Source organism: Streptomyces tateyamensis (genome assembly GCF_003205575.1).
Lineage (GTDB): Bacteria > Actinomycetota > Actinomycetes > Streptomycetales > Streptomycetaceae > Kitasatospora > Kitasatospora tateyamensis.
The window spans coordinates 1-5,231 of the sequence record NZ_PYBW01000124.1 but is presented as its reverse complement, the minus strand read 5'-3'; the positions used below and the strand labels follow the sequence as shown (position 1 = coordinate 5,231).

Annotated in this window: 5 protein-coding genes; 3 read left to right on the top strand and 2 right to left on the bottom strand. The window is 66.8% G+C overall.

The window, feature by feature from the left end; translation table 11 throughout:
* Both C7C46_RS35370 and C7C46_RS27730 read left to right on the top strand, forming a co-directional pair.
* A partial coding sequence (locus tag C7C46_RS35370) for a hypothetical protein (RefSeq protein WP_110672674.1) occupies positions 1-554 on the top strand: 554 nt, incomplete at its 5' end.
* Between the two features lie 10 nt (positions 555-564).
* Positions 565-1,902 (top strand): hypothetical protein, encoded by a 1,338-nt coding sequence (locus C7C46_RS27730; RefSeq protein WP_110672673.1) that lies wholly within the window; start codon positions 565-567, stop codon positions 1,900-1,902.
* 78 nt (positions 1,903-1,980) lie between these two features.
* Here the strand turns inward: C7C46_RS27730 and C7C46_RS34445 are convergent, their stop codons facing one another.
* Positions 1,981-2,262, bottom strand: a complete 282-nt coding sequence (locus C7C46_RS34445; RefSeq protein ID WP_146259229.1) for a hypothetical protein — start codon at positions 2,260-2,262, stop codon at positions 1,981-1,983.
* A gap of 344 nt (positions 2,263-2,606) precedes the next feature.
* Between C7C46_RS34445 and C7C46_RS27725 the strand changes: the two genes are divergently transcribed.
* Entirely contained in the window at positions 2,607-3,995 is a 1,389-nt protein-coding gene (locus C7C46_RS27725) for an IS1380 family transposase (RefSeq protein ID WP_181442568.1), read from the top strand.
* A gap of 115 nt (positions 3,996-4,110) precedes the next feature.
* Here the strand turns inward: C7C46_RS27725 and C7C46_RS27720 are convergent.
* Positions 4,111-5,231: ATP-binding protein (locus C7C46_RS27720; protein WP_220040706.1), on the bottom strand; the 1,121-nt coding region annotated here is incomplete at its 5' end.

Below are 5,231 nucleotides of genomic sequence, written 5' to 3'. Positions count from 1 at the left end.
TTCGCGTTCAGGACGCACTCCGGCACAACGCCCGCGTCTCCCTGCTCGCTGGCCTGCTCGCCCAGGAGTACGGGCTCGACCGCGATCACAGCGCCGCCCTCTGCGCCGCCGCAGCAGTCCACGACTGCCGGCGGCGCGACGACCGCGACGATCCTGGGCACGGCCAGCGGGCAGCAGCCTGGTTCAGCCGCAACCAGCAGGCCGTGACCACCATGCTCGGCCGAGAACTCCCGCCCGACCTCTCCCAGCAAGCCGCGAGCGCCATCGGCCTGCACGACGTGCCGTACGCGGGCTTCACCCCGCAGCAGAACCGCGCCTACCAGCGGGCACCCCACCTGATCGACCTGCTCAAGGCAGCCGACTGCCTGGACCGCTACCGACTTCCCCTCACCCGCTGGTGGCCCGACCCCTCACACCTGCGCGTCGTCATCCCCGCATGGCTCCACCCCGTCGCCTTCGACCTCGTGGTCCGAAGCGAACAGGCCCGACTCGACGGCGCCACCAACCACGGAGCACTCATCCACGCCAGCCAGCTCCTCAAGCCCACGCAGTAGGAGGTCGTCCATGCACGCTGAGTGGGACAACGCCCACACCGACCACACCAGCAGCGCCACTCGACCCGGCCCGTCCGGGCTCGCCGAGACCGAAGCTGACTGGCGCCACCACCTCGGACACGAGACGCCCAACGGCTGGCTGCTGAGCGACAACTCCATGACCAAGACGCTGGCCTCCGGCCGCCCCATCCACCTGATGCACACCACCGTGGCCCTGGACGCGATCCGCGCTAGCGGACACCTCTACGCCTCCACCGGCTGCCTGGTCGCGGCCCTCTACTGCGCGCTCCTCATCCCCGAGCCTGCCGGCCTACGCCCCCACAATCTGGGCACCTACCTGCTGGAGACCAAGAAGCACACCCGCACCTTGGTCTTCGAGATCACCCCAGACGCCCCCGTGCCGCCCAAGGGCATCGACTACCTCCGACTGGGCGCCATCCACCTGCGGACCTACCTCACCCACCGCAGCTTCCTCACCGAGGCCGAAGACACCCAGCTCCGCCGAGCCGTTCTGAACCGGCTGCGCGCGGCTGCCCCCTTCCTCGACAGACTCCTCGCCAACGCCGCCGGGACGCCGACTCCGGACGCCGAGTTCATCGACCAGCTCGCCGCCACCGTGCCGGCCTTCCCGTTCCTCGGCTACCTCTACTTCGAGGTGCTCTCTGAATACCTGATGCTCAACTCCACAACCGCCGAGACCAAGACGTACGCCCAGCTCGGAGAGATGAACAACCGCCTCTACAAACGGCTGGCGTTCTCAGCGGTCCATGGCATGGACCAGCTCTTCGACCTGTCCCGCTTCAACCCGGGACACGAACGCCTCCTCCAGCTCGTCGGCCAGATCGAAGCCGGCCTGACAGCCGGGGTAGCCCGGTTCACGAGACGCCGCCTCTCCTACCTCTTCGCCAACGTGGCAGTCGTGCCCGGCCAAGACGCAGCGTCCTTCACCTTCCGAGACGCGGACTTCGACACCCTCTCCGCGACCGCGCCCCACCTGCTGGGCCAGCTCATCTTCCGCGAGATGCGCATCATCAACCGCTACCCGCAGCTCTACCTCGCCTTCGAGCAGGCCAAGGCCCTTGAGGCATGGGACTACTGGAACACCGAAGGCATCCCGACCCCGTTCAACGGCACCATCCCGAAAGGTGAGATCGGGATCAATCCCGCTTACCCGCACTCCCGCCACGCAGTATGGACCGCAGAGACCTGCAAGCGCGGCCTGCTCCACCCACTGGAACGGCTCGACGTGACCTTCCTCCCCAGCCTCGCCGAACTGGGCATGACTGCCATGCGGAGAGACAAGACGGGCAAGGCGGCAGGGCATGTGAGGCAGACCGCATCGCCTTAGCTACACAGTGCGCGGCTTGCGCCTGACAAAGCAGAGGTCGGACTTGCCGTGCGCCACCTGATCTGACCAGCCAGCCGGTCAGATCGGCAACCCCGGCACTCTGTCTCTAAGCCTGCTCCGGTTCGTCTCAAACCCAGCCGCCGCCACCTTGACCTCGTTCCGTTCTGCGCAACAGACCTTCCCAAAGCTCACGTCATCGGTGATCTGATCGAGAAGGTCTACGTACCGCTGATACCCGAGTGCTCGACCTGACTTCAGAAGCCAGTTGGCACCGTCACGAGCCAGGGCGACGAAGGCGTGCGGGGCCTTACTTCCTTCGGGTCCTCTCACCACTTCGTGGAGCTCCTGCACAGCGGCCACAGCGTCCTCCAGGCGCGTCGGATCATCGGGGTGAGCTGCGGAATCCCTCAGCTGGACTCGCGCGGTAGCCGTACGCAGGAGGCGGTCCTCCTGGCCGTATAGGCATCCCTGACCAGCAGCCAGATAGTTCCGAGCCAGGTCGAATCTGCCCTGGTCGATCTCGAATTCGGCTCGCTGCAGCCAGTAATGCCGGTCGTCCTGCAGCAGGTCATGAGCCGCCTGATCCCGGATCCACCGGGTGATCGCTGTCGGGGAGGTTCCGCAGAACGAAGAGATGCCTTGCGACCTGCGATGATGGGAGTTCTCTAGGCTCCACCACGCACAATCAGCAAGGCATCTCGTAAGTGCAATCCTCTCACGCAGTCTCGGCCGTCTCCGGCGTGTTCGACGAGCCGAATCTGATCGCGGACGCGGGGCTGGTCCCGCTGGTCCGCCTGGCCGAGCACGTCGGCCTGCCCGCCCTGGTCGAAGACAGGCTGCGCATCGAAGGCACCGACAACAGCGCCGGAGCCAATCCGGCGGCGAAGGTGATGACGCTAGTCGCGGCGATGTGCGCCGGGGCCGACTCGATCGACGACACCGACCGGCTCCGGCATGGCGCGATGGGCCGACTGTTCGGCGGGGTGCGAGCGCCGTCCACCCTGGGCACCTTCCTGCGCGCCTTCACACACGGGCACAACCGGCAACTCCACTCGGTTCACCGGGACTTCCTCGCCCGCCTGGCCCGGACCACCCCCCTGCTGCCCGGCGTCGACCGGGTGGCCTTCGTAGACGTCGACCCGACCCACCGCCGCGTCTACGGACGCTCCAAGCAGGGCGCCGAGGTCGGCCGATTCAAGGGCGTGCGCACCCTGCACCCGATCCTGGCCACCCTCAGCACACCGCTGGCCCGCCCGGTGATCGCGGCGGTCCGGCTGCGGCGAGGGAAGGCCGCCGACGCGCGCGGCGCGGGCCCGTTCACCGGCGAGGCCCTGGCCGCAGCGAGGCAGGCCGGGGCGACCGGGGCAGTGGTCGTGCGCGCGGACAGCCAGTTCTACAACGCCGACGTGGTGGCCGCGTGCCGACGGGCCGGCGCGCGCTTCTCGGTCACGGTGCGGATGAACCCGCACGTCGCCGCCGCGATCAGCACCATCCCGGAGAATGCATGGACCGCGATCCGCTACCCGGACGCGTTCGTGGACCCCGATACGGGCGAGCTGGTCTCCGACGCGGAGGTCGCCGAGGCCGAGTACACGGCGTTCACCGGCCGGAAGAAGGCCGAGCAGGTCACCGCGCGGCTGATCGTGCGCCGGGTCCGCCGACTGAACGCGGAAGTTGTTGCTGGGCAGGGCGAGTTGTTCACCGCCTGGCGCTACCACCCCATCTTCACCGACAGCCCGTTCGAGATGCTCCAGGCCGAGCTCCACCACCGGCAGCACGCCACGATCGAGCAGGTCATCGCGGACGGCAAGGGCTCCGCGCTGGCCCACCTGCCCTCCGGCGAATTCCAGGCCAACGCCGCCTGGCTCACCCTGTGGGCGATCGCCCACAACCTGCTGCGGGCCGCCGGGGCTCTCGCCGGCACCTTCCACGCCAAGGCGACCACCGCCACCCTGCGCGCCCACCTGGTCCACGTCCCGGCTCGAATCGCCCGCACCGCACGGAAGTTGCTACTTCATCTGCCCGGGCGATGGCCCTGGCAGCACGCATTCGCCGACCTGTTCACCGCCGCACACGCACCGCCAGCCCGCTGACCAAGCCGACCACCCGCCCGCCAGGGCCCGACCGGAGCACACGTGGAAGAGCTGGGCAGACCAGCGGACACCGCACACCCTCCACCAGGCCAGCCACCCTCAGCCTCCGAAACGATCACTTCGGAATCAGGCCGGTGGATTCGGGCTGATATGTCCTGCGTGCTGCTTCGTTTGGCATGCCGAAGTCGCGCATGACGTTGTGGCTCAGCAGCCGGATCATGGCCCGCCGGTCGGAATGCTGGTCATCATGAATATGACAGGCCCGCTCCGCATATGAGACCAGCAGCTTCGTCATCACGGTCTCCAACTCGGTCAGCCGCTTCGTCAGGACGGTGTGCACGACGGTGTCGGCAATGGTGCGCTGTCGACAACGGAGCAAGCCTCCAGGCATGGCGACCAGCAGTCCCATCTCTTGGAGTCCCTTGATCGCCGCCCGGTGCGACTGCCCCGGCGAATCGGGATTGGAGATGACCTCCAGGAGCCCGGTTGAACTTATGCCAATCTGCCGGAAAATGTCATCAGAATTGACGATGCAGACCGCCGCATACGCCCATCGGTAAGCTTGATCGTACTTACCAAGGTCTTCGTATTCGCTCGCAACCTTCTCTCGGAGCGTGGAGCCAGTCACCGCCTCGATCATGGCGGCAAGTAGGCCCTTTTCAGAAAGGGCGCGCAACCGCTCCACCTTGGCCTGCATGGACCGGTACTGCTTAAGGTGGCCGATGAGCGCGTTCTTTCCCAGAGCCTTGACTAGATTCTTCAGATCGCCGTCGGTCAACTCGCGGTCGAAGTCGATGACCTCTGCGGGAAAACCTGCAGGGATCTCCGACTGCCGAGTCGTGCGAATGGCCGCGACCACCAGCCTATTACCGTCGTCATTCAGGTTCCGCATGAGGTCTGAGGCGCTCCGCGTGAACATGTTGACGTCGTCTACGAAGACTGCCTCGAGGTTCTGCTGCCGGGTCTGCGCTGTCACGGCACCAGAGGTCAGATTGGCCGCACGGTCGACCCAACCGACGTGCGAACCTTTCCTGTGCAGCTGATAGGCGAGCTGCATCAAGGCGGTCGTCTTTCCCGACCCGGCGCCGCCCTTCACGAGGACAACCGGCATCCGGCCCTCGGCCGAGGGCCGGATGCGGCTGGCGACGGCGTCAACGAGTGAAAGCTGAGCGGTGATCTTCCTGTCCTTGATGTCACCCCACGTGGGGTCCCGCCCCACTAGACGAGTAGTTCCGA